Source organism: Streptomyces thermocarboxydovorans, assembly GCF_039524635.1.
Taxonomy (GTDB): domain Bacteria; phylum Actinomycetota; class Actinomycetes; order Streptomycetales; family Streptomycetaceae; genus Streptomyces; species Streptomyces thermocarboxydovorans.
Window position 1 is genome coordinate 70,930 of record NZ_BAAAGU010000019.1, and the last position, 23,348, is coordinate 94,277.

General features: G+C 71.6%; 18 protein-coding genes. 8 read left to right on the top strand and 10 right to left on the bottom strand.

All coding sequences use genetic code 11. The features are described 5' to 3' along the window. Positions 1 to 46 precede the first annotated feature (46 nt). The 4 genes from ABD198_RS11430 to ABD198_RS11445 all read right to left on the bottom strand — a co-directional run bounded on the left by ABD198_RS11430 (position 47) and on the right by ABD198_RS11445 (position 6,859). The gene (locus tag ABD198_RS11430; protein WP_344000004.1) at positions 47 to 3,880 is read right to left on the bottom strand and encodes a multifunctional oxoglutarate decarboxylase/oxoglutarate dehydrogenase thiamine pyrophosphate-binding subunit/dihydrolipoyllysine-residue succinyltransferase subunit; all 3,834 of its coding nucleotides are present in this window, start codon (positions 3,878 to 3,880) and stop codon (positions 47 to 49) included. Between the two features lie 298 nt (positions 3,881 to 4,178). Beyond that, positions 4,179 to 5,285: a HAMP domain-containing sensor histidine kinase gene (locus ABD198_RS11435; protein ID WP_344000006.1), complete on the bottom strand. Its 1,107-nt coding sequence runs from the start codon at positions 5,283 to 5,285 to the stop codon at positions 4,179 to 4,181. After that, positions 5,282 to 6,022 carry a response regulator transcription factor gene (locus ABD198_RS11440; protein WP_167998418.1) on the bottom strand — a complete coding sequence of 247 codons (741 nt, stop codon included), beginning with the start codon at positions 6,020 to 6,022 and terminating at the stop codon, positions 5,282 to 5,284. The genes ABD198_RS11435 and ABD198_RS11440 overlap by 4 nt, the downstream gene beginning before the upstream one ends. Before the next feature lie 123 nt (positions 6,023 to 6,145). Continuing rightward, entirely contained in the window at positions 6,146 to 6,859 is a 714-nt protein-coding gene (locus ABD198_RS11445) for a spermine/spermidine synthase domain-containing protein (protein ID WP_344000008.1), read from the bottom strand. A gap of 184 nt (positions 6,860 to 7,043) precedes the next feature. Here ABD198_RS11445 and lon point away from each other — a divergent pair, with 184 nt between their 5' ends. Beyond that, positions 7,044 to 9,458, top strand: a complete 2,415-nt coding sequence (gene lon / locus ABD198_RS11450) for an endopeptidase La (protein WP_344000009.1) — start codon at positions 7,044 to 7,046, stop codon at positions 9,456 to 9,458. A gap of 118 nt (positions 9,459 to 9,576) precedes the next feature. On the opposite strand, the gene ABD198_RS11455 is transcribed toward lon, so the two are convergent. Then, positions 9,577 to 10,404, bottom strand: a complete 828-nt coding sequence (locus tag ABD198_RS11455) for a lysozyme (protein ID WP_344000011.1) — start codon at positions 10,402 to 10,404, stop codon at positions 9,577 to 9,579. A 232-nt stretch (positions 10,405 to 10,636) separates the two neighbouring features. Between ABD198_RS11455 and ABD198_RS11460 the strand changes: the two genes are divergently transcribed. Further along, complete coding sequence (locus ABD198_RS11460; protein WP_344000013.1) at positions 10,637 to 11,131, top strand: MarR family winged helix-turn-helix transcriptional regulator; 495 nt, start codon at positions 10,637 to 10,639, stop codon at positions 11,129 to 11,131. A gap of 20 nt (positions 11,132 to 11,151) precedes the next feature. On the opposite strand, the gene ABD198_RS11465 is transcribed toward ABD198_RS11460, so the two are convergent. Further along, on the bottom strand, positions 11,152 to 11,937 hold the full coding sequence (locus ABD198_RS11465; RefSeq protein WP_344000015.1) for a hypothetical protein: 786 nt from the start codon (positions 11,935 to 11,937) through the stop codon (positions 11,152 to 11,154). 394 nt (positions 11,938 to 12,331) lie between these two features. Here ABD198_RS11465 and ABD198_RS11470 point away from each other — a divergent pair, with 394 nt between their 5' ends. Genes ABD198_RS11470 through ABD198_RS11490 form a run of 5 tightly spaced genes read left to right on the top strand, consistent with a single transcriptional unit; the run spans position 12,332 to position 18,716 of the window. Next, on the top strand, positions 12,332 to 15,856 hold the full coding sequence (locus ABD198_RS11470) for a nitrate- and nitrite sensing domain-containing protein (protein WP_344000017.1): 3,525 nt from the start codon (positions 12,332 to 12,334) through the stop codon (positions 15,854 to 15,856). Further along, entirely contained in the window at positions 15,853 to 16,356 is a 504-nt protein-coding gene (locus ABD198_RS11475; RefSeq protein WP_344000019.1) for a roadblock/LC7 domain-containing protein, read from the top strand. Before ABD198_RS11470 ends, ABD198_RS11475 begins: the two co-directional genes overlap by 4 nt. Then, positions 16,353 to 16,799 carry a DUF742 domain-containing protein gene (locus tag ABD198_RS11480; RefSeq protein WP_344000021.1) on the top strand — a complete coding sequence of 149 codons (447 nt, stop codon included), beginning with the start codon at positions 16,353 to 16,355 and terminating at the stop codon, positions 16,797 to 16,799. Before ABD198_RS11475 ends, ABD198_RS11480 begins: the two co-directional genes overlap by 4 nt. Beyond that, positions 16,780 to 17,436: a GTP-binding protein gene (locus tag ABD198_RS11485; RefSeq protein WP_344000023.1), complete on the top strand. Its 657-nt coding sequence runs from the start codon at positions 16,780 to 16,782 to the stop codon at positions 17,434 to 17,436. Before ABD198_RS11480 ends, ABD198_RS11485 begins: the two co-directional genes overlap by 20 nt. Before the next feature lie 14 nt (positions 17,437 to 17,450). Then, positions 17,451 to 18,716: a styrene monooxygenase/indole monooxygenase family protein gene (locus tag ABD198_RS11490; RefSeq protein WP_344000025.1), complete on the top strand. Its 1,266-nt coding sequence runs from the start codon at positions 17,451 to 17,453 to the stop codon at positions 18,714 to 18,716. Here ABD198_RS11490 and ABD198_RS11495 read toward each other — a convergent pair. The 4 genes from ABD198_RS11495 to ABD198_RS11510 all read right to left on the bottom strand — a co-directional run bounded on the left by ABD198_RS11495 (position 18,680) and on the right by ABD198_RS11510 (position 22,016). Continuing rightward, complete coding sequence (locus ABD198_RS11495) at positions 18,680 to 19,843, bottom strand: C40 family peptidase (protein ID WP_344000028.1); 1,164 nt, start codon at positions 19,841 to 19,843, stop codon at positions 18,680 to 18,682. The two genes, ABD198_RS11490 and ABD198_RS11495, sit on opposite strands and share 37 nt — an antisense overlap. A gap of 103 nt (positions 19,844 to 19,946) precedes the next feature. Next, positions 19,947 to 20,276, bottom strand: a complete 330-nt coding sequence (locus tag ABD198_RS11500) for a hypothetical protein (protein WP_344000030.1) — start codon at positions 20,274 to 20,276, stop codon at positions 19,947 to 19,949. A gap of 23 nt (positions 20,277 to 20,299) precedes the next feature. After that, positions 20,300 to 20,944: a TetR/AcrR family transcriptional regulator gene (locus ABD198_RS11505; RefSeq protein ID WP_344000032.1), complete on the bottom strand. Its 645-nt coding sequence runs from the start codon at positions 20,942 to 20,944 to the stop codon at positions 20,300 to 20,302. A 133-nt stretch (positions 20,945 to 21,077) separates the two neighbouring features. Beyond that, positions 21,078 to 22,016, bottom strand: a complete 939-nt coding sequence (locus ABD198_RS11510; RefSeq protein ID WP_344000033.1) for an AurF N-oxygenase family protein — start codon at positions 22,014 to 22,016, stop codon at positions 21,078 to 21,080. Between the two features lie 155 nt (positions 22,017 to 22,171). Here ABD198_RS11510 and ABD198_RS11515 point away from each other — a divergent pair, with 155 nt between their 5' ends. Continuing rightward, the gene (locus ABD198_RS11515; protein WP_344000034.1) at positions 22,172 to 23,275 is read left to right on the top strand and encodes a ferritin-like domain-containing protein; all 1,104 of its coding nucleotides are present in this window, start codon (positions 22,172 to 22,174) and stop codon (positions 23,273 to 23,275) included. Positions 23,276 to 23,348 lie beyond the last annotated feature (73 nt).

Below are 23,348 nucleotides of genomic sequence, written 5' to 3' on the forward strand. Positions count from 1 at the left end.
GCGGCCCGGAAGAACCCCGCGGGGCGCGGGACCGTGAGGTGACGGCTCAGGCCTCGAAGACCTCGCGGACCAGCTGCTCCTGCTCGGCCTGGTGGCGCTTGGCGGAGCCCACCGCCGGCGACGAGCTGTGCGGCCGCGAGATGCGGCGCAGCCGCTCGGCGGGCGGGAGGTCGGCGCCGACCGCCAGGTCCAGGTGGTCGATCAGGTTGAGCGCGATGAACGGCCAGGCACCCTGGTTCGCCGGCTCCTCCTGGGCCCACAGGTACTTCTCGGCGTTCGGGTACTTCTTGATCTCCGCCTGGAGCTCGGCACCCGGCAGCGGGTACAGGCGCTCGATGCGGATGATCGCGGTGTCCGTCGCGCCGCGCTTCTGACGCTCGGCGTCCAGGTCGTAGTAGACCTTGCCGGCGCAGAAGACGACCTTCTTGACCGCGGCCGGGTCGACCGAGCTGTCGCCGATGACCGGCTGGAACTGCCCGGAGGTGAACTCCTCCGCCTTCGACGCGGCGGCCTTCAGGCGCAGCATCGACTTCGGGGTGAAGACGATCAGCGGCTTGTGGTGCGGGTTGTGCACCTGCCACCGCAGGAGGTGGAAGTAGTTCGCCGGCGAGGTCGGCATGGCGACCGTCATGTTGTTCTGGGCGCACAGCTGCAGGAACCGCTCCGGGCGGGCCGAGGAGTGGTCCGGGCCCTGGCCCTCGTAGCCGTGCGGCAGGAGCAGGACCACACCGGAGGTCTGGGCCCACTTCTGCTCGGCCGAGGAGATGAACTCGTCCACGACCGTCTGGGCGCCGTTGGCGAAGTCACCGAACTGCGCCTCCCACAGCACGAGCGCGTCGGGGCGGGCCAGCGAGTAGCCGTACTCGAAGCCCATCGCCGCGTACTCGGACAGCAGGGAGTTGTAGACGTTCAGCCGCGCCTGGTCCTCGGAGAGGTACTGCAGCGGCGTGTACTCCTCGCCGGTGTTGCGGTCGATGATCACCGCGTGGCGCTGGCCGAAGGTGCCGCGCTGGGAGTCCTGGCCCGCGAGGCGGACCGGCACGCCCTCCAGCAGCAGGGAGCCGAAGGCGAGGGTCTCGCCCATGCCCCAGTCGATGGTGCCGTCCTCGACCATGGTGGCCCGGCGCTGCAGCTGCGGCAGCAGGCGCGGGTGGACCGTGATGTGGTCGGGGATGTTGACCTGGGACTCGGCGATCCGCTTGACGACCTCGGTGGTCACCGCGGTGTTCACGGCGACCGGGAACTCCGCCTGCGGTTCGGACGGCTCCACCGACGCCGGCTGCGAGGTGGCCTCGCGGACCTCGGTGAAGACCTTCTCCAGCTGGCCCTGGTAGTCCTGCAGCGCCTGCTCGGCCTCCTCCAGGGTGATGTCGCCGCGACCGATCAGGGACTCGGTGTACAGCTTGCGCACCGAGCGCTTCTTGTCGATCAGGTCGTACATCAGCGGCTGGGTGAAGGCCGGGTTGTCCGACTCGTTGTGACCGCGGCGGCGGTAGCAGATGAGGTCGATGACCACGTCCTTGTTGAACGCCTGGCGGAACTCGAAGGCCAGCCGGGCGACGCGGACGCAGGCCTCGGGGTCGTCGCCGTTGACGTGGAAGATCGGGGCCTCGATCATCCGCGCCACGTCGGTCGCGTACATCGACGAGCGGGACGACTCCGGGGCGGCGGTGAAGCCGACCTGGTTGTTGATGACGATGTGGACCGTGCCGCCGGTGCGGTAGCCGCGCAGCTGCGACATGTTCAGGGTCTCGGCCACGACGCCCTGACCCGCGAAGGCCGCGTCGCCGTGGATCGCCACCGGGAGCACGGTGAAGTCCGTGCCGCCCTTGCCGATGATGTCCTGCTTGGCGCGGGCGACGCCCTCCAGGACCGGGTCGACCGCCTCCAGGTGGGAGGGGTTGGCGACCAGCGAGACCTTGATCTGCTCGCCGTCCAGGCCGGTGAAGGTGCCCTCGGCGCCCAGGTGGTACTTCACGTCGCCGGAGCCGTGCATCGACTTCGGGTCGAGGTTGCCCTCGAACTCGCGGAAGATCTGCGCGTAGGACTTGCCGACGATGTTGGCGAGGACGTTCAGCCGGCCGCGGTGGGCCATGCCGATGACGACCTCGTCCAGGCGGGACTCGGCGGCCGAGTCCAGCACCGCGTCGAGCAGCGGGATGACCGACTCGCCGCCCTCCAGCGAGAAGCGCTTCTGGCCGACGTACTTGGTCTGCAGGAACGTCTCGAAGGCCTCGGCGGCGTTCAGGCGGCGCAGGATGCGCAGCTGCTCCTCGCGCTCCGGCTTGGTGTGCGGGCGCTCCACCCGGTCCTGGATCCACTTGCGCTGCTTGGGGTCCTGGATGTGCATGAACTCGATGCCGGTGGTGCGGCAGTACGAGTCGCGGAGCACGCCGAGGATGTCGCGCAGCTTCATCATCGACTTGCCGGCGAAGCCGCCGACGGCGAAATCGCGCTCCAGGTCCCACAGCGTCAGCCCGTGCTCGACGATGTCGAGGTCGGGGTGCTTGCGCTGCTTGTACTCCAGCGGGTCGGTGTCGGCCATGACATGGCCGCGGACCCGGTAGGCGTGGATCAGGTCGAAGACCCGGGCGGCCTTGGTGACGTCGTCGTCGTGGCTGGCGTCGATGTCCTTGAGCCAGCGGACCGGCTCGTAGGGGATGCGCAGCGCCTCGAAGATGTCGTCGTAGAAGTTGTTCTCGCCCAGCAGCAGGTTGGCGACCTGGCGCAGGAACTCGCCGGAGGCGGCGCCCTGGATCACCCGGTGGTCGTAGGTCGACGTGAGCGTCATGACCTTCGAGATGCCGAGCTTGTTCAGGGTGTCCTGGCTGGTGCCCTGGAACTCCGCCGGGTAGTCCATGGAGCCGACGCCCATGATCAGCGACTGGCCGGGCATCAGGCGCGGCACCGAGTGGACGGTGCCCAGGCCACCGGGGTTGGTCAGGGAGACCGTCACGCCGGTGAAGTCGTCCATCGTCAGCTTGTTGTCGCGAGCACGACGGACGATGTCCTCGTAGGCCTGCCAGAACTCGAAGAAGTTCATGGTCTCGGCCTTCTTGATCGCCGCGACGACCAGCTGGCGGTCGCCGTTGGGCTTGACCAGGTCGATGGCGAGGCCGAGGTTGATGTGCTCCGGCTTGACCAGGGTGGGCTTGCCGTCCACCTTCGCGTAGGACCAGTTCATCGACGGCATCGCCTTGATCGCCTGGACCATGGCGTAGCCGATGATGTGCGTGAAGGAGATCTTCCCGCCCCGGGCCCGCTTGAGGTGGTTGTTGATGACGATCCGGTTGTCGAACAGCAGCTTCACCGGAACGGCGCGCACCGAGGTGGCCGTCGGCAGCTCCAGGGAGGCGTCCATGTTCTTGGCCACCGCGGCGGCCGGACCGCGCAGGGTCACCTTCTCGGGGCCGCTCGCGGCCTCGCCGTCGGCCTGGCCGCTCGCGGCCTCGCCGTCGGCCTTCGCCTGAGCCTTCGGCTGGGCGGCGGCGGGCTTGGCGGCCGGGGCCGCGGCCTTCGCCGGAGCCTGGGCCGGGGCCGCCTTCGCGGCGGGCTGCGCCGGAGCGGCCGGCGCCTGCTGCGCGGCGGGCTTGGCCGGGGCGGCCTGGGTGGGGGCCTTGGCGGTGGGCTGAGCGGTGGGGGAGGTGCCCGCGGCCCCCGTGGCCGCGGTACCCGCCGGAGCCGAGGCGGAGGGCGCCCCTGGCTTGTAGTCGGCGAAGAAGTCCCACCAGGCTCGGTCCACCGAGTTCGGGTCCTGGAGGTACTGCTGATAGATCTCGTCGACGAGCCACTCGTTCGCACCGAACGCGGCCGCGGGGTTCTTGCCCGCTTGGTCGGTGTCGGTCGAGATGCTCGAGTTACTGGGGGACTGTGGCGACACGGCGGCAACCGCCCTCTTCCGCTTCACAAGGTGATGGACAGCGGAAATAAAGGCTACGCCCCCAGGCGCGAGAAGGTCAGGCCGGGCCCGTTCAACGTCGTGCAAGTCACATTGATCAGCGTGTTTCGGCGCGGGAAATGGCGGGAAACAAGCGAGGTTTTGCTTCTTCCGGCCGTATCAGGGATGCGTCGGCCGAGGCCCGTCGCGCGGCGCCGCGCGGGTCCGTGGCTGATCACACGTGTCCGCCAGCGCGGACGCCTGTGGATCTTGAGGCTCCGGTTCGAACTTTACGTCAACTTTACTGAGGCGGGCTGCCCGGAAGAGTGACAAGGATTCGGCAACCACGCTCCGATTCGGCCACGCCGATCTTGCCGCCGTGCAGATCGACGGCCCAGCGGGCGATCGCCAGGCCCAGACCGGTGCCGCCGTCGCTGCCCGGGCCGTGCGGCCGGTTGACGCTGCCGCGGTTGAAGCGCTCGAAGACGCGGTGCCACTCGGCGCGCGGGATGCCCGGCCCCTCGTCGAGGACCTCCAGCTCCAGCGACTCCGGCTGCGGGCCGCGCCGCGCCTTCACCGTCACCCGGCCGTGCGGCGGGCTGTGCTTGACCGCGTTGTCGATGAGGTTGGCGACCACCTGGTGGATGCGCTCGGGGTCGGCGTGCGCGGTGAGCTCCGGCGGCGAGACGTCGAGGTGCAGATGGACGTCGGTGCGGGTGTGGCTGCCCGAGCCGCTGGCGATGCCGGCGCGGGCGGAGGCGACCAGGTTGGCCTCCTTGAGCACGCCCGACAGGTACGGCCACACCTCGAAGCGCCGCTGCTTGAGCGGGACCACGCCGTTGTCCAGGCGGGACAGGTCCAGCAGGGTCTCCACCAGGCGGCCGAGGCGTTCGGACTGCTTCAGCGCCGTGCGCATGGTCTCCGGGTCGGCCTCGGTGACCCCGTCGACGATGTTCTCCAGCACCGCGCGCAGGCCCGCGATCGGGGTGCGCAGCTCGTGCGAGACATTGGCCACGAGCTCCTTGCGGCGCCGGTCCTGGGCCTCCAGCTCGTCGGCCATGACGTTGATCGTCTGCGCCAGGTCGCCCAGCTCGTCCTTGCGGTTCACCTGGACGCGGCGGGTGTAGTCGCCCTGCGAGATCGAGCGGGCCACCGCGTTCATGTCGTCCAGCGGCGCGGTGAGCGAGTGCGCCACGAACTGGGTGATCAGCAGCGTGGCGATCATGGAGAAGACCATGATGAACCGCAGCTCGGTCTTGGTGTGCACCGCGATCATGGACAGACCGGTGGTGATCAGCACCGAGACGACCACCAGGGCCGCCAGCTTGGTCTTGATCGAGAACGGGCTGACCCCGGCCCAGGACCTGGGCGCCCCGCCACCTCTGCGCGCGGCCGGCCCGTCGCTCATGGCGTCGGCGTCTCCAGGGCGTAGCCCACGCCGTGCACGGTTCGGATGCGCTCGGCGCCGATCTTCCGGCGCAGCGCCTTGATGTGGCTGTCGACGGTGCGGGTGCCGGAGGCGTCCGCCCAGTCCCACACCTCGGCCAGCAGCTGCTCGCGGGAGAGCACCGCGCGCGGGGTGTTGGCCAGGCAGACCAGGAGGTCGAACTCGGTGGGCGTCAGGTGGACGTCCTCGCTGCGCACGCGCACCCGGCGCTGTGCGTGGTCGATCTCCAGCTCGCCGAGGCGCAGGATGCCGCTGCGCGGCGTGGTGGCCGCCAGCGCGGCCCGCTCCATGCGGCGCAGCAGTACGTGCACGCGCGCCGCCAGCTCCCGCATGGAGAACGGCTTGGTCATGTAGTCGTCGGCGCCGACGCCGAGGCCCACCAGCATGTCGGTCTCGTCGTCGCGCGCGGTGAGCATCAGCACCGGCACCGGCCGCTGCGCCTGCACCCGCCGGCAGACCTCCAGGCCGTCGAAGCCCGGCAGCATGACGTCGAGGATCAGCAGGTCGGGCTGCCATGCCTCCGCGGTGTCCACCGCGGACGGGCCGTCGCCCGCCGTCTGCACCAGGAATCCCTCGGCGCGCAGGCGGGTCGCGATGGCGTCCACGATCGTCGCGTCGTCCTCGACCACCAGGATCCGCCGCTGCGCGCCGGGTGTGGTCGCCGCCGTGCCGTTGTGGGAGGTGTGTGTCTGCTCCATCGCCCGCCCCTGAGGTGTGCTTTCCGGAATCCGTGGGGTGATCCGTGATCAGCGCAGGACTGCGCTTGACGCTTGAATGATCTGCGTCAGTGCAGCAGCGTACGGGGAGTCGCGGCGCCTTAGCTATCCAGGGCGTACGCCGAGGTGCACGACGTCCGGAACGCCCCGGGCAACGGGGATCTCTTCGGTACGCACCTGACGGAACCCGGCATTCCACAAGGTTTCTTCGAAATCCGCGGACGGCTGCGCCGACCACACGGCGAGCACGCCCCGCGGCCTCAAGGCCCGTGCGCAGGCCGCCAGTCCGGCCGGCGAGTAGAGCCCCTGGTTGTCCTCGGTGACCGTCCAGTCGGGGCCGTTGTCGATGTCGAGACACAGGGCGTCGAATGTGGCGTATGTCTCATTGACGTACGTGATCAGGTCCGCCTCGACGATCTCGGTGCGCGGGTCGGCGAGCGCCTCGGCGCTCAGCGCGCCCAGCGGGCCGGTGCGGTGCCAGTCGATGACCGCCGGCTCCCGCTCCACCACGGTGATCCGTCCCCAGCGGTGGTCCGCGGCGGCGTGTGCGAGCGAGAAGCCGACGCCCAGCCCGCCGATCAGGATGTGCGGAGCCGGGCGCGGTTCGTCCCCGGCGCGCCGGTCGGCGGCGTCCAGTTCGGCCAGGGCGGCGTCGACCAGCCGCCGCTCCGAGCGGCCGTCGGAGGTGTCCATCAGGAAGCAGCCGTTGGCGATGATCTGCAGCAGGCCGCCGTGCCTGCGCAGCACGACCTCGCCGTACGGGCCCTCGCGGCGGTCCAGGACTTCGGGTGCATCGGGAATGTCGTACGGGGTGGACATCCGTTCATCTTGGCAGGCCCCGCATCCCTCCCGGGGCGACCGTTTTCCCCTGTACGGGTGATCGCCCGTCCAGGGGATCGCCTCCCCGCGGGTGATCGCTGTGAGCGAACAAACCTTGGGGAACATTCTGGGGCTCACGAGCATTGAGCCGGTGTAGCTCAACTTGACTGCCGAAGGGACGATCATGGCTGCTGAGTCCACACCGCTCGCCCTGCCCGTGCTGCCGCTCGACGACGAGGTCGTGCTGCCCGGGATGGTGGTCCCGCTGGACCTGAGCGACTCCGAGGTGCGCGCGGCTGTGGAGGCTGCGCAGGCCGCAGCCCGGAACGAGCCGGGCAAGCCGAAGGTGCTCCTGGTCCCCCGCATCGACGGCACCTACGCCGGCACCGGCGTCCTGGGCACCGTCGAGCAGGTCGGCAGGCTCGCCGACGGCGACCCCGGCGCCCTCATCCGCGCCCGGACCCGCATCAGGATCGGCGCGGGCACCACCGGGCCCGGGGCGGCGCTGTGGGTGGAGGGCACCCCGATCGAGGAGCATGTGCCCGACCCGCTGCCCGGCCAGGTCATCGAGCTGGTCAAGGAGTACAAGGCCCTCGCCACCTCCTGGCTGCGCAAGCGCGGCGCCTGGCAGGTGGTCGACCGGGTCCAGGCGATCGACGACGTCTCCACGCTCGCCGACAACTCCGGCTACTCGCCGTTCCTGACCACCGAGCAGAAGGTGGCGCTGCTGGAGACCACCGACCCGGTGGCCCGGCTGAAGCTGGCCACTCAGCAGCTGCGCGACCACCTCGCCGAGCAGGACGTGGCCGAGTCCATCGCCAAGGACGTCCAGGAGGGCGTCGACAAGCAGCAGCGCGAGTTCCTGCTGCGCCGCCAGCTGGAAGCCGTGCGCAAGGAGCTGCGCGAGCTCAACGGCGAGGCGGAGGGCGACGAGTCCGACGACTACCGTGCCCGCGTCGAGGCCGCCGACCTGCCGGAGAAGGTGCGCGAGGCCGCGCTCAAGGAGGTCGACAAGCTGGAGCGCGCCTCCGACCAGTCCCCCGAGGGCTCCTGGATCCGCACCTGGCTCGACACCGTCCTCGAGATGCCGTGGAACGAGCGCACCGAGGACTCCTACGACATCCGGGCCGCCCAGGAGGTGCTGGACGCCGAGCACTCCGGCCTGGAGGACGTCAAGGAACGGATCATCGAGTACCTGGCGGTGCGCAAGCGGCGTACCGAGCGGGGCCTCGGTGTGGTCGGCGGGCGGCGCGGCGGCGCCGTGCTCGCCCTGGTCGGGCCGCCCGGCGTCGGCAAGACCTCGCTCGGCGAGTCCGTCGCCCACGCGATGGGCCGCAAGTTCGTGCGCGTCGCCCTCGGCGGCGTCCGCGACGAGGCGGAGATCCGCGGACACCGGCGCACCTATGTGGGCGCGATGCCCGGCCGGATCGTGCGGGCCATCAAGGAGGCCGGGTCGATGAACCCGGTGGTGCTGCTCGACGAGATCGACAAGGTGGGCTCGGACTTCCGGGGCGACCCGGCAGCCGCCCTGCTCGAGGTGCTCGACCCGGCGCAGAACCACACCTTCCGCGACCACTACCTGGAGGTCGAGCTCGACCTGTCCGACGTGGTCTTCCTGGCCACCGCCAACGTCCTGGAGGCCATCCCGGAGGCGCTGGCCGACCGGATGGAGATCGTCCGCCTGGACGGCTACACCGAGGACGAGAAGATCGTCATCGCCCGCGAGCATCTGCTCCCGCGGCAGCTGGAGCGCGCGGGACTCGCCCAGGACGAGGTCACCATCGAGGAGGGCGCGCTGCGCAAGCTCGCCGGCGAGTACACGCGCGAGGCCGGCGTGCGCAACCTGGAGCGCTCCATCGCACGGCTGCTGCGCAAGGTGGCCGCCCAGGTCGAGCTGGGCGAGCGGGAGCTGCCGTTCACCATCAGCGAGGCCGACCTGCGTCCGCTGATCGGCCGCCCGCACCACGTGCCCGAGTCCGCCCAGGACCCGGCCGAGCGCCGCACCTCCGTCCCCGGTGTCGCCACCGGGCTCGCGGTGACCGGCGCCGGCGGCGACGTGCTCTACGTGGAGGCGTCGCTGGCCGACCCGGAGACCGGCGCGTCCGGGCTGACGCTGACCGGGCAGCTGGGCGACGTGATGAAGGAGTCCGCGCAGATCGCGCTGAGCTTCCTGCGCAGCCACGGCGCCGAGCTGGAGCTGCCCGTGGGCGACCTGAAGGACCGGGGCGTGCACATCCACTTCCCGGCGGGCGCGGTCCCCAAGGACGGCCCCAGCGCCGGCATCACCATGACCACGGCCCTCGCCTCGCTGCTGTCGGGCCGGCTGGTCCGCACCGACGTGGCGATGACCGGCGAGGTCTCGCTGACCGGGCGGGTGCTGCCCATCGGCGGGGTGAAGCAGAAGCTGCTCGCCGCCCACCGGGCGGGCATCAAGACCGTGATCATCCCCAAGCGCAACGAGCCCGACCTGGACGACGTGCCGGAGGAGGTGCTGGACAAGCTCGACGTCCGCACCGTCACCGACGTCCGCCAGGTCCTCGAGCTGGCGCTGTCGCCGGCCACCAACGGCACGGCGCCCGAGGTTCCGGTAGCCGCGTGACGGAGGCGACCGGATGAGGGGAGGCCCGGGTCCCGTGAGGGAGGCCCGGGCCTTCACCTTGCGGTGCCGTGCGTCCGCCGGCCGGACGACGGGGGCGGGTGCGCCGTGCCGCCGCAGTTCAGGTGCCCAGGGCCAGCCTCCGCAGCTGGTCGAGGCCGCCGTTGAAGCGGTCGTGGTCGCCGACCGTGGGACCGGTCGAGGTGTACTGCCACATCGTGTAGTAGCTCCAGCCCGCCGGCAGCTCGCCCGCGGAGGAGGCGTACCGGGCGATCCACAGCGGAGTGGTGGCGGCGAAGCCGGAGTAGTTGCCGGTGCACTGCTTCCACCAGCTGGTCGAGGTGTAGAGCACCGGGTTGCGGCCGGTGCGGGCCCGGTACTGGTTCAGGAAGTCACGGATCCAGCTCACCAGCGCGCTCGGCGACTTGCCGTAGCAGGCGTCCCCGTACGGGTTCCACTCCATGTCCAGCGCGCCCGGCAGGGTGCGGCCGTCGGCGGACCAGCCGCCGCCGTGGTCGACGAAGTAGTCCGCCTGGGTGGCGCCGCTGGAGGTGTCGGGCGTGGCGAAGTGGTACGCGCCGCGGATCATCCCGGCGTCGTACGAACCACCGTACTGCTGCGAGTAGTAGGGATTCCGGTAGTACGTCCCCTCCGTGGCCTTGGCGTAGGCCCAGCGGACGCCGCTGCTCCACAGGGTCGGCCAGGCCACATTGCCCTGGTGGCTGGAGACGTCCACGCCCTCGGTCTGCGCCGCGCGCTCGGCGGGCAGGCCGCCCCGGCCGTCGTGGGGCACCACGCCCATGCCCATGTAGGCGGAGCCGCGGGGCGGGACGGCGGGCGGGGACTCGGCCGCGGCGGCCAGGTGGGGCAGGGAGAGGACGGCGAGCAGGGCCGCGACCACGGCCGTGAACGCCCGTAACCCGGGCAGTCCGGATATGCGTTCGGGCATGAAGCACCTCCGTCGGTGGGGGGAGCCAGGCGCTGACACGTGTCAGCCGCCGCCGTGCGGCGGGCATGCCTCGTCCGCGCCTGGTGAAGGGAAAGCTGCGCACGCAGACGTGCAGCGGGAAGGAGGTCCGGGCGCTGCCGTTGGTCTACGCCTGCGAAATACTTACCGGGCAGCGTGGATGTCGCCACTTGGCGAAAACTTTCACGACCGGGAAACCTAGGCAGGGGCTGACGTGCAGGAAGACGGAAACGGCAGCGCGGGGCGCGCCGCGTCCCCGGCGCCCGGAAGCGGCGCGGACCAGCCGGGGTTCCTCGCGCTGGAACGGGAGTTGACCGTCCTGTTGCGGCGCGCCCGGGCCAATCAGGGGGAGATGGCCAGGGAGGTCCACCCGGACCTGGAGTCCTCCGCGTACGGGCTGCTCGTCCGGTTGGATGAATGCGGCCGGCAGCGGGCCACCGAGCTCGCCGCCTACATCGGCGTCGGCAAGGCCACCATGTCGCGTCAGCTGCGCGCACTGGAGGAGCTGGGGCTGGTCGCCCGCGAGCCCGATCCGGCCGACGGCCGCGCCTGGCTGGTCGCGCTCACCCAGGAGGGTCAGGACCGGGTCCGCAGGGTCCGCGAGGCGCGCCGCGCGCGTTACGCTGGACGGCTGGCGGACTGGGACCCGCTGGAGGTGGCCGAGCTGGCGCGGCTGCTGGGGGAGCTGAACCGGAGCATGGAGAAGTAGCCGAAGCCCGGCCGGCCGCCTTACAGCTCCACGTACACCGCGGTCGCGTCGTCGTGGCGCTTGCCGCGGCCGGGGACGGTGCCCTCGGCCCCGTTCCGTTCCAGGTCGCGCACCCGGTCCACCAGGGCCTGTGGACCCTCCTTGCGGACCAGGGCCAGGCAGTCGGACCAGTCGCCCTGCGCAAAACGCTCCACCCAGCGGGCGGCGCCGTCCGTCAGGGCGAGCAGGGCACGCACCTGCCCGCGCGGCAGCGAACCGGTGACCGCGCGTGCCGCCACCGACGGGTCCGCCGCGGCCGTGAAGAAGCCGCCCTCCTTGTTACGCACCGTGGCGTCCACCAGGGCGTCCGTGGCCAGCGCCGAGCGGGGCAGCAAGGACAGCCGCTCGTCGAGCAGCGGGGTGACCGCGCCCGCCGGCGACTCGGCCAGCAGCACCGAGTCGGACAGGACGAGATAGTCCACCGAGGCCGGTGACCAGCGGGCCAGCACGACCGTCGCCTGGGGCGTACGAGGGTGAGAAAGGTCACAACTTCCGGCGTGACTCTCGGCCGTCCTGGAGATGGCTTCCGCCAGCACCTCGGTCAGGGGGACATCCGGGAGCGAAACGGTCAGTTCCGTCAGCGCCCCGCCCAGCCGGGCCGTGAACCAGGGGACCGAATGCAGACAGCCCGTCCCGGTCCTCGGCGGCGTCACCCCGTCCAGGACGACGAGCGCGCCGCCCTGTCCGGAGGCCGGAAGTCCGACGCTCGCGAAGTCCTCGTTGGGGCGGTCCGGATCACCCGGTTCCGAAACAAGCTCCGTACGCATCCGGCCAGTCTGCACGACCCCTTCACAAGGGTCGCAAGAGGCTGGCAACCTCCGCCGAATCCTCGCTCTCGTGCAGGTCAGCCGCCCACTTTGCGGCGGAATGCTGTGCTCCGGGAAGGCGTGACGGCGAATCCTGCCACCGCCCGGCCCTGACGTCCAACCGGCTTGCCACGCAAGGCCACTGCATCGGACAGCGGAACTTGCCCCCCAACTCACGTCCGATGTTCACTCCTTCGAGTGGCGGGTCAGGTGATGCGCATCCACTGCCCACTGGCACTGCAAGGGTCGGGAAGCGATGGGGGCGCCTCGCGGCCCGTCACGGTCGACGGCTCGGGGCAGGCGTCCGCGCCCGTTGACGGAGCGTCACCCGGGCCCACGGGTACACGAGTCAGGAATGCGAGCACCGGTGCAGAAGACGCGGCCTCGTGGCACAGGCAAGCAGACGACCCCCACCGGGGGCACGGAGCAGAAGCCCACCGTCGGCAGGGGCCGCCCCACACATGTACGTAACCGGCTCATCGTCGCCGTGGCCGTGGTGGCCGCCGCGATCGCCGGTGCGGGCACCCCCTCGCTGCTCACCGCCTCCGCGCAACTCGGCGACGCCCAGGAGCTGGTGACGCTCTCCGAGCAGACCCGGAACGCCCTCACCCTCGCCCACTCCCTCGCCGACGAGCGGGACGAGGTCACCTCCTTCATCGCCGCCGGCCGCCCCCGGTCCAAGGCGCCGTCCGAACAGCACAGCGCCCGCGTCGACCGGCAGGTCGACGAACTGCGCGCGGACAGCGACACCACCGACGAGCTGCGCGACGACCTCGACGCCATCGCCGCCGTCCGGCGGGCAGCGCTGACCGGCAAGAGCGGCGCGCTCGAGGCCCACCAGGCGTACTCGACCGCGATCAACGAACTGCACCGGCTCGCGGAGCGGCTCGCGGAGAAGACCCCGCCCCGCGCCGGCTCCGGCGCCCACGCGCTCGCCGAGCTGGACTCCGCCGTCCAGCAGGCCGCCGCCACCCGGGGCCTGCTGCTGGCCGCGCTCAGCGTGCCGCGCAGCACCACGACCGTGATCGACCCGGTCACCGGACTGCCCACCACGTCCACCGGCTCCGGCTCCGCCGACACCAAGCGCCGCGACGCGCTCACCGCCGCCGCCGTCCAGGCCCGGCTGCGCTCCGACGCCGCACTCGCCGACTTCCGGGAGACCGCGCCCAAGTCCGCCCGCACCTCGTACGACTCCACCGTGACCGGGCCCGAGGTCAACTCCGCCGAGACGTACCTGGCCCGGCTCACCGACCAGCCGGCGCTCTCCGAGTCCGAACTCGGCACCGACCCCAAGAAGCTGCGCGCCGCCCTCACCGCGCGCATCGACCTGATGCGCGGCGTGGAGTCGGCGCTCTACGAACAGCGCAGCAAGGAACTCGCGCAGCTCAGGGACGACGACGTCACCGCGCTGGAGATCCGCGTGGCCGTCCTCGGCGCGCTGATGCTGCTGGCCGTCGGCATCGCCACGGCCATGGCCCGCACCCTGACTCGCCCGCTGTCGGTGCTGCGGCGCGGCACCGCGCGCCTCGCCGAGGCCGAGGACCCGGCGAGCCAGGAGCCGGTCGCCTTCACCGGCCGCAACGACGAGTTCGCGCAGGTCGTCCGCTCCGTGAACGCGCTGCACGCGCACGCCGCCCAGCTCGCCGAGCGGATCGCCACGCTGGAGACCGACCGCAAGCACCTGATCGGCCAGCGGCAGAAGATGGCCGACGCCCGCGAGGAACTGCGGGCCGAACTCGCCGACGCCACCGCCAGGCTGGAGCGGCACCGGGCGGCCATCGGCGGCACCTTCGTCAACCTGGCGCTGCGCACCCTCGGCCTGGTCGAGCGTCAGCTGAGCGTCATCGAGGGCCTGGAGGAGCGCGAGCAGGACCCGGACCGCCTCTCCACCCTGTTCAAGCTCGACCACTTCGCCACGGTGATGCGCCGCCACAGCGAGAACCTGCTGGTCCTCGCCGGCGCCGAGCACGGCCAGCAGACGGCGGGCCCGGTCCCGCTGGTGGACGTGGCGCGGGCCGCCGTGAGTGAGATCGAACGCTACGAGCGGGTCCGGATCGCGGCCCTGCCGCCGCATGCGCACATCGTCGGGTTCGCCGCGGACGACCTGTCCCACCTGCTCGCCGAACTCCTGGAGAACGCCACCTCCTTCTCCCCGCCGGACCTGCCCGTCGAGGTCTCCGGCTGGCTGCTGGAGAACGGCGAGGTCATGCTCTCCGTCCAGGACGAGGGCATCGGCATGACCGCCGAGCGGCTGGAGCGGCTCAACGCCCGCCTCTGCGACTTCGACCCGGAGGCCGGCTACGACGCGGAGGGCGAGGACGGCCTCGGTCTCGGCCTGTACGTGGTGGCCCGGCTCGCCCAGCGCCACGGGGTGCGGGTCCAGCTGCGGGCGCAGAAGCAGGGCGGCGTGGCCGCGGTCGTGGTCCTCCCCAATGCGCTGCTGGCCGACGACAAGGCGGCGGTCCCCAGCTCCGCCCCCGTCCAGGGCGCCCACCACGGCGTCCACCTCCCCGGCGCCGACGCCGAGGCCAACTCCAACGTCCTGCACGGCCGCACGGAGCAGGGCGACCGCTTGGTCGCCCTGGCCGAGAAGGCGGTGCGCCGCCGGGAGGCGGAGGAGCGGCAGGAGGAGGCCGAGGACGCCACGGAGCCGGCGGCGGACACCGCGGAGCCGGCGGCGCAGCAGGCGACGGGCGGGGAGACGGACGACGGGACCTCGGACGCCGGAGTGACCGGGAAGCCCGGCGCGGAGTCCGGCGAGGAGCCTGGAGACGGCCGGAGCGAGGAGGCCCAGGAGGCGTCGTCCGTGAAGGACGACGAAGCGGCGAAGCCCGCGGAAGACGTCGAGAAGTCCGCTGCGGGGTCCGCCGACAGCTCCGAGTCCCCGCAGCCCGGCGGGGAGTTCGAACGCCTCTGGCCCGAGGAGGCGGACCGGGACCGGCTCGGGAAGCCCGGCGACCACGACCGCTCCGCGGAGCACGGCCGGAACGCCGACGGCGAGGACCGCGGGGACATCGACACCGAGCCCCGTTCCGACGCGGCCGGCGAGCACGTTGGACGCGCCGGTGACGAGCACGCGGAGAGCGCCGCCCGGAGCGAGGCGGGCGGACGCGCCGCGGAGCCCTCGGCGGACGCGCCCGTGCAGCCCGCCGAGACCACCATGGAGCTGCTGCTGCCGTCCCTGACGGACCGGCCCGCCGAGGCGTCCGCCGAACCGGAAGCGCAGGAAGAGGAGCGTGCGGCGACCGCCGAGGAGACCGGCCCCGCCGCCACCACCCGCACCGGCACCGGCGACTGGACCCTCCCCGGTACGTCCGCCGAGCCCTCCGCTGAGCGGACGCCCGGCGACGACACCGCGTCCGCCACCGGCGCCTGGAGCGCTCCCGGCGACACTCCGCGTACCGAGCAGCAGGCGCGGCCCGACGAGCCCGCCCAGCCGCTGTCCGGGCGCAGCGGGGACGAGCAGCCGGCGCGCGCGGAACTCCCGACGCGCCCCGTGCCCGGCACCGGCGCATCCGACCAGGCGACGCGCTCCGGGCTGCCCAAGCGGCCCGTCGCCGACGGTCCCGAGGACGAGCACGCCCGGGTGCCCGACGGCTCCGGTGAGGAGGAGGCCGTCACCGCCAAGGGCCTGCCCAAGCGGACCCCGAAGATCACCGCGCCCGTCTCCGTGCCGCGGCCGCGCACCGGCGGTGTGGACGCGGAGGCGCTGCGCCGGCGGCTCGGCGGCTTCCGGCGCGGCGCGGAGGCCGGACGCCGGGACGTCGAGGCGGAGATCGCGGAGAACACCGGACGCCATCAGCGGCCGGACCAGACCACATCCACTTCTGGCACATCCGAGGAAGCCACGGGGGGCACCGTCGAGGAGGCAAGCAGTTGACCGCGCCCAGTACCTTCGGACTGAGCAGTGAGGCCCGCAATCTGCACTGGCTGCTGACCAACCTGGTCGAGGAGGTGCCCGGCATCCTCTCCGTCGCGGTGGTCTCCTCGGACGGCCTGCTGCTCCTCTCCTCCGACTCCGCGCACGTCGCCGAGGCCCGCGAGGCCCGCACCCGTGAGCGCACCGGTCCCCGGGGCTCCGCCGCGGACCTGGCCACCGTCGTCTCCGGCATCGGCAGCCTCACCGTGGGCGCCGCCCGGCTGATGGACTACGGGCCGGTGAAGCACACCATGGTCGCCATGGACGAGGGCAGCCTGTTCGTGATGTCGATCAGCGACGGCTCACTGCTCGGCGTGCACGGTTCCGCGGAGTGCGACATGAGCGTCGTGGCGTACCACATGGCCCTGTTCGTCGGCCGCGCCGGCCATGTGCTCACCCCCGAACTCCGCAGCGAACTGCGCAAGTCCCTGGAGAACGAGTCCACCGGGAGTACCCGATGAGCAGTACGTCCAGGAAGCACCTCCCCATGCGGGGTGCCGACCGCAAACCCGCCCGGGTGCGCCCGTACTCGCTCACCGGCGGCCGCACCCGCTTCGGGCACGTGCTGCTCGTCGAGACCTTCGTCGGCGCCACCGCCGCGGCGACGGCCGGCGGCGGCACGGCCGCCCTGGACGCCGCCGACGAGCGGCGGGAACTGACGAGCGGTTCGCTGGCGGCGATCATGCCGGAGATGCGGGCCATCGTCGAACTGTGCCGCCGGATGCGTACGGTGGCCGAGATCGCCGCGCTGCTGAAGATGCCGCTCGGCGTGGTCCGCGTGTTGCTCAGCGACCTCGCGGACCAGGGAAAGATCCGTGTGTACGGCACCGGTACGGGCCACGGCACGGGCCGTCCGGACCGCGCTCTGCTGGAAAGGGTGCTCAGTGGACTCCGCCGTCTCTGACGTCTCCGACGCCACGCGAGGCGTCTCCGACTCCCCGCTCGTCACCGCGCCCGAGGAGCCGATGCAGCCCTGGCAGGGGGACCGCACCCGCGCACCGATCGCGACCAAGATCGTGGTGGCGGGCGGTTTCGGCGTCGGCAAGACCACGCTGGTCAGTTCGGTCTCGGAGATCACGCCGCTGCAGACCGAGGCGCTGATGACCGAGGCGAGCGAGGAGACCGACGACCTCACCGGCACGCCGGACAAGCGCACCACCACCGTGGCCATGGACTTCGGCCGCATCACGCTCGACGACGACCTGGTGCTGTACCTCTTCGGCACTCCGGGCCAGCAGCGCTTCTGGTTCATGTGGGACGACATCGTGCGTGGTGCGATAGGTGCCGTCGTCATGGCCGACACCCGGCGTCTGAAGGACTGCTTCCCGGCGCTCGACTACTTCGAGAGCTGCGGACTGCCGTATGTCGTCGCGGTGAACCACTTCGACGGCAGTGAGCTGTACGAACCGGAGGACGTGCGGGAGGCGCTCACGATCCCCGCGCACATACCTGTCATGATCATGGACGCGCGCCGCCGGATCTCGGTCATCGAGACCCTTCTGTCCCTCGTGGGCCACGCGCTCGACGAAACCCCCGAGTAGGAGGCACCTCACTTATGCGGAAGATACTCGTCGTCGGAGCCGGGCAGTCCGGACTCCAGCTCGCCCTCGGCCTCCAGTCACACGGATACGAGGTCACCCTGATGTCCAACCGGACCGCGGACGAGATCCGCACCGGCAAGGTGATGTCGACGCAGTGCATGTTCCACACCGCCCTCCAGCACGAGCGTGACCTGCAGCTGAACTTCTGGGAGTCCCAGGCCCCGAAGATCCAGGGTCTCGGCGTCTCGGTGGCGGCACCCGGCTCGTGGGAGCCCGGTCCGACCCCGCGGGCGATCGACTGGCTCGGCAGGTTCGCCGACGGCTACGCGCAGTCGGTCGACCAGCGGGTGAAGATGGCCGGCTGGATGGAGACCTTCGCCCAGCGCGGCGGCCAGCTCGTCATCCACGGCGCGGCGGTCGGCGACCTCGACTACTTCTCCCGCACCTACGACCTGGTGCTGGTCGCGGCGGGCAAGGGTGAGCTGGTGCAGATGTTCGCCCGCGACCCGGAGCGCTCCCCCTACAGCGAGCCGCAGCGCGCCCTCGCCGTCGCCTATGTGCACGGCCTCGGCCCGCGCCCGGAGCACCCGGACACTGAGGCGGTCCGCTGCAACCTGGTGCCCGGCGTCGGCGAGATGTTCATCATGCCGACGGTCACCACGTCGGGCCGCGCCGACATCCTGTTCTGGGAGGGCATACCCGGCGGCCCGCTGGACGTGTTCAAGGACGTCAAGGACCCCTCGGAGCACCTCTCCCTGACCCTGGAACTCATGGAGAAGTACCTCCCCTGGGAGTACGCGCGGGCCACCAAGGTCGAACTGACCGACGCGAACGGCACCCTGGCCGGCCGTTACGCGCCGACCGTCCGCAAGCCCATCGGCCGGCTCCCCAGCGGCGGCCTGGTCCTGGGCGTCGCCGACGTGGTCGTCGCCAACGACCCGATCACCGGCCAGGGTTCCAACTCGGCGTCCAAGTGCGCCGCCGCCTACCTGGCGTCGATCCTCGAGCACGGCGACAAGCCGTTCGACGAGGAGTGGATGCAGCGGACCTTCGACCGCTACTGGGAGACGGCCCGCCACGTGACCAAGTGGACCAACGCCATGCTGGCCCCGCCGCCGGAGCACGTGCTGAACCTGATCGGCGCCGCCGGCCAGCTCCAGCCGGTCGCCGACCGCTTCGCCACCGCCTTCAACGACCCGTCGGACTTCGAGAACTTCTTCTACGAGCCGGAGAAGACCGAGGCCTACCTCAAGGAGGTCGCGGAGGCCGCCGGCGCGTAAGACGGGCCCGTGTCCGGACCGAGCGTGGCCCCCTCGGGAAGCTCCGGCGGCTCGTAGTGCCGCAGGGGCTTCCCGGACGGGTCGGGGCGTACGGCGCCCAGGACGGGGCCGGGGGCGGCGACGGGTGAGACCTTGATGCGCGCGCCCGGCCGGGGCGCCTGGATCACCTTGCCGTCGCCGAGGTAGAGCGCGACATGGGTGGCGTCCGGGAAGTACACCACCAGGTCGCCGGGGCGCAGCTGCTTCAGCGGGATCCGCTTCAGCCGGGCCCACTGCTCCTGACTGGTCCGGGGAACGGGTGTGCCGGCCGCGTCCCAGGCCTGCGAGGTCAGCCCGGAGCAGTCGTAGGTCGCCGGGCCCTCCGCCCCCCACTCGTACGGCTTGCCCACCTGCTGCACGGCGTAGTTCACCGCCCGTGCACCGGCCGCGGTGGGCGCCGAGGCCGCACCCATGGCGGGCAGGGCGCCGGAGGTGACCAGCCTCTGCTGCTCCGCGTCCGCCTCGGCGCGCTCCAGCTCGTCCAGCGCGGCCACCTCCTCGGGGCTGAGCGAGGCGATCAGCTCCTCCACCTCGCGCAGCCGCTCGCGCACCTCGTCGCGCTGCTTGCGCCGCCGTTCGGCGAGGGCGCGCTGCGCGTCGAGCGCCTTGCGGGCCTTGCGCGCCAGCTCGGTGGCCTTCTGCGCATCGCCGGTCAGCCGGCCCACCGTCCGGGCCCGCTGCCGGGCCAGCTGTCCGATCACCTGCCCCTGGTCGAGGACTCCCCGCGCGTCCCGGGCGAGCAGTAGCCGCAGATAGGGGGAGAGGTCGCTGCGGCTCTGGTACTGCTGCCGGGCCAGCCGTCCGGCGGCGCTGCGGCTGTCGTGCAGGGAGTGCCGGGTGCGGGCCAGGGCGCCCTCCAGCCGCTTGGCCAGGGCGCGCTGCTTCGTCAGCCGTTCCTCGGTGGCGTTGTACGCCTCGGTGGCCTTCTCCGCCTGCCGGTACAGCCGCTGAAGCTCCGTCAGCAGCCGTGCCGCGCTGTGCTCTCCGGCCGCCGGAGGCTCCGGGGCGGCCGCCGCCGGCATCGGTGCGAGTACGGTTCCGGCCGCCACCGCCGCCGAACACACCAGACGCAGAAGCACTCCTGACACGACGTCACCTCCGATGCGGGGCGGCCCCTCCGCTCCGCATCGCGAGCATCAGACGGCTTGTCGTGCCCCGCTCGCCGAGTGTGCGCGGTTCGGCGCAACCCGGTCACCCGTCCGCGTCGTCCGGCTTGCCCTCCGGCGTGGCGTCTGGATCAGCGGCCTCCCGCGGTGCCGAGGGCCGCGACCACGGCCACCTCGGGCGGCGGGACGGGGCGCCCTCCGGGGCGTAGACGTACTTCCACCCCCGGCTCAGGCCCGTCCGACCGCCGCCCCCGCGCGGCGTCCGCACATACACCAGCACCGTGGGCGGTCCGCCGTCCGGTGCCGGCACGGGAATGCGGTACGTCTTGGGCGGGTGCCCGGTGATGCCCAGCAGAACGGGCAGGACACGGCCGTCCATGGGCCCGCCCTCGAAGGGGGTGTCTTCGCTCTTCACGCCACCAGTGTCCCGCCCCGCGCTCAGAGGTCCGCGGCCAGCACCCGGAACAGGGCCTCCGTCTGGGCGTCGCGCCGGGCCGTGACCTCCAGCGCGGCCACGAACTGCTCCACCAGCCAGTCCCGCAGCTCGTCCGCGGGCGGCTGCTTGCCCTCGTCCAGCCAGATCAGTGAGGCCGCCTCCACCGCGGTGATCCACATGCGGATGGTCATGCGCAGCCGGGGGCCGGGGTCGGGCACCTCCAGGTGGCTGAGGATGTTGTCGGCGGCGGCCCGGCGCACTCCGTCGACGATCGCAGTCGTCCGGGAGGTCTCGACGACGCTGCCACCCTGCAGCAGGGCGCTGAAGCCGGTGTCGTGCTCGTCGACGAAGGCGATATAGCGGTCGAGGGCGCGGGAGAGGCGGGGGAGCAGGGGGCCCTCGTGCGGCTCGTCGAAGCAGTGCTGGAGCTCGTCGGCGGCGGAGCGCAGCGCGGCCTCGTAGAGCTGCTGCTTGCCGCCGGGGAAGTAGCGGTAGACCAGGGGGCGGGACACTCCGGCCGCTTCGGCCACGTCGTCGAGGGAGATCTCCTCCGGTGGGTGGTGCGCGAAGAGGTCCAGCGCGGCGGTCAGCAGCTGGCTGCGGCGCTCCTCGACGCTGAGTCGCCGGTAGGCGGGGGCGGCGGTCATGGGGTGCAGGGTAATCGCCGCAGGCCGGTCCGGTCGCGCCCGGCGGGGGCCGTGCGGTGGCGTCCCGCCCGGGTGACCCGTACGCGCCTGAGACCGGGAGTCCCGTGCGCCAAGGGCCCGGCAGGCCGAACGCCTACGCCAGCAGGCCCGACGACTTCCACAGCCGCCGGCCCACTCCGCGCAGCACGCCGATGTCGTCCAGGAAGTCCGTCAGGCGCTTCGCGCCCGTCTGCATCACCTCGCGGCGGTGGGCGCTCGCCTTGACCTGCGCCATGGCCTCGCGCTTGTCCAGGCCCACGTTCGTGTAGACCCCGGGGTTGACGAAGGCGACGGAGAAGACGCGGGCGAACTCGCCGGAGGTGAGCCGGGTGAACTCCTGGGACCAGCGCGGGGCGGTCACCATCTGCCGGCGCAGCTCCTCGCGGGCGTAGCGGACGTGGCGGGACTCCTCCACCACATGGATGCGGGTGACGCCCCTGATCAGCGGCTGGACCCGCTCGTCGGGGAAAGTGAGCCGCTGCATCCAGTCCAGCACCTCCTCGCCGAGCAGCGTGGCGGTGAAGGAACCGGGCGTGGTGGAGATCGTCTTGAACAGGCGGCCCAGGTTGTGGTGGATCCGGCTCACCGGGTACCAGGGCGTGTCACCGCGGCTGATCACCCGGGCGAACATCTTCGAGTGCCGGCACTCGTCCTCGATCTCGGTGAGCGCGTACCGCACATGCGCGCTGGTGGCCGCCTTGTCGTAGATGTGCCGCACCAGCAGCTGCATCAGGATCAGCTCGAACCAGATGCCGAGCGAGGCCAGTGCCGCCGCCTCGTGCCGGGAGAGCAGGATGCGCTGCTCCTCGCTCATCCGCTTCCACAGCGGCGTGCCGTACAGCGAGACCAGCTCCGGCGGCCAGAACCACTTGCCCTCCTCGAAGGGCGCGTCCCAGTCCAGCTCCTTGTCCGGGTCGAAGGAGTGCCGGGCGGACGCCTCCAGCAGCCGCCGGGCCACCTGCTCCCGGTCCTTGAGCAGTCCGAGTGCGTCGCGCATGCCGTCGAGGGCGTCGGCGTCCGTGAGGGTCGTCATGACTGTCCCACCTCGTCGTACCGGATCGGCGGGTGCCCGGCGTGACTCACCCGTCCTGTCTGACTCGGTCTTATGAGACTGCCCGTCAGCAAGCCCGTCAATCCCTCGCGCAGTACTTGTTGACCCCGCGTCTACTCCGTGTGAGCCTGCGAGACATGCCCACCTTCGACCGCTACGCCACCGAACCGGGTGATTCCCACTGGCAGGTGCCCGCCACCGGCGCGGCCCGCTTCAGCTGGGAGTACGACGACGGCCGGGAACGGCTGCTCGCCCTCTACCAGATGGGCAAGGACAAGCAGTGGGACGGCCAGAAGCGGATCGACTGGGACCTGGAGGTCGATCCCTGTGACCCGCTCGGCACGCCCGACGAGGCCATGAGCCTGTACGGCACCAGACACTGGGACAAGCTCAGCGACCGGGACCGGGGCGAGCTGCGCCGGCACTACGCCTCCTGGCAGTTCAGCCAGTTCCTGCACGGCGAGCAGGGCGCCATGGTCTGCGCCGCCCGGATCGTGGAGTCGGTGCCCGACCTGGACGCCAAGTTCTACTCGGCGACCCAGGTGATGGACGAGGCCCGGCACGCCGAGATCTACGGCCGCTTCCTGCACGAGAAGATCGGGCTGCTCTACCCGATCAACGACAACCTCCAGTCCCTGCTCGGCGACACCCTGCGCGACTCCCGCTGGGACATGCCCTACCTCGGCATGCAGGTGCTGATCGAGGGCCTGGCGCTGGCCGCCTTCGGCATGATCCGGGACACCACCGACAAGCCGCTGCCGAAGCAGATCCTCGCCTACGTGATGCAGGACGAGGCCCGCCATGTCGCCTTCGGCCGGATGGCCCTGCGCGACTACTACAAGCAGCTCACCGACGCCGAACTGCGCGAGCGCGAGGAGTTCGTCATCGAGGGCTGCTACCTGATGCGGGACCGGCTGCGCGGCGTCGAGGTGCTGGAGAACTTCGGCGTGCCGAAGGCCGAGGCGGAGGAGTACAGCGAGCGTTCGGAGTTCCTCGCCCTGTTCCGCAGACTGCTCTTCAGCCGCATCGTGCCCTGCGTCCGGGACATCGGCCTGTGGGGCAAACGCCTGCAGCAGGCGTATGTCGACATGGGCGTGCTGGAGATGGGCGACGCAAGTCTGGACCAGCTGATGCGCCAGGACGAGGAGATCGCCGAGAAGCTGGACGCGGAGCGCTTCGCGGCGGAGGAGAAGGAGCGGGTCGCGGAGGTCGAGGCGGCGATCGAGGCGGGCGGCAGCTAGTGACCTGAGTCGGAGATTCGTCGGCAGTAGGCGGCGACTTTGTCGAGGATCTCGTCGGCGGTCTTCGTCCAGA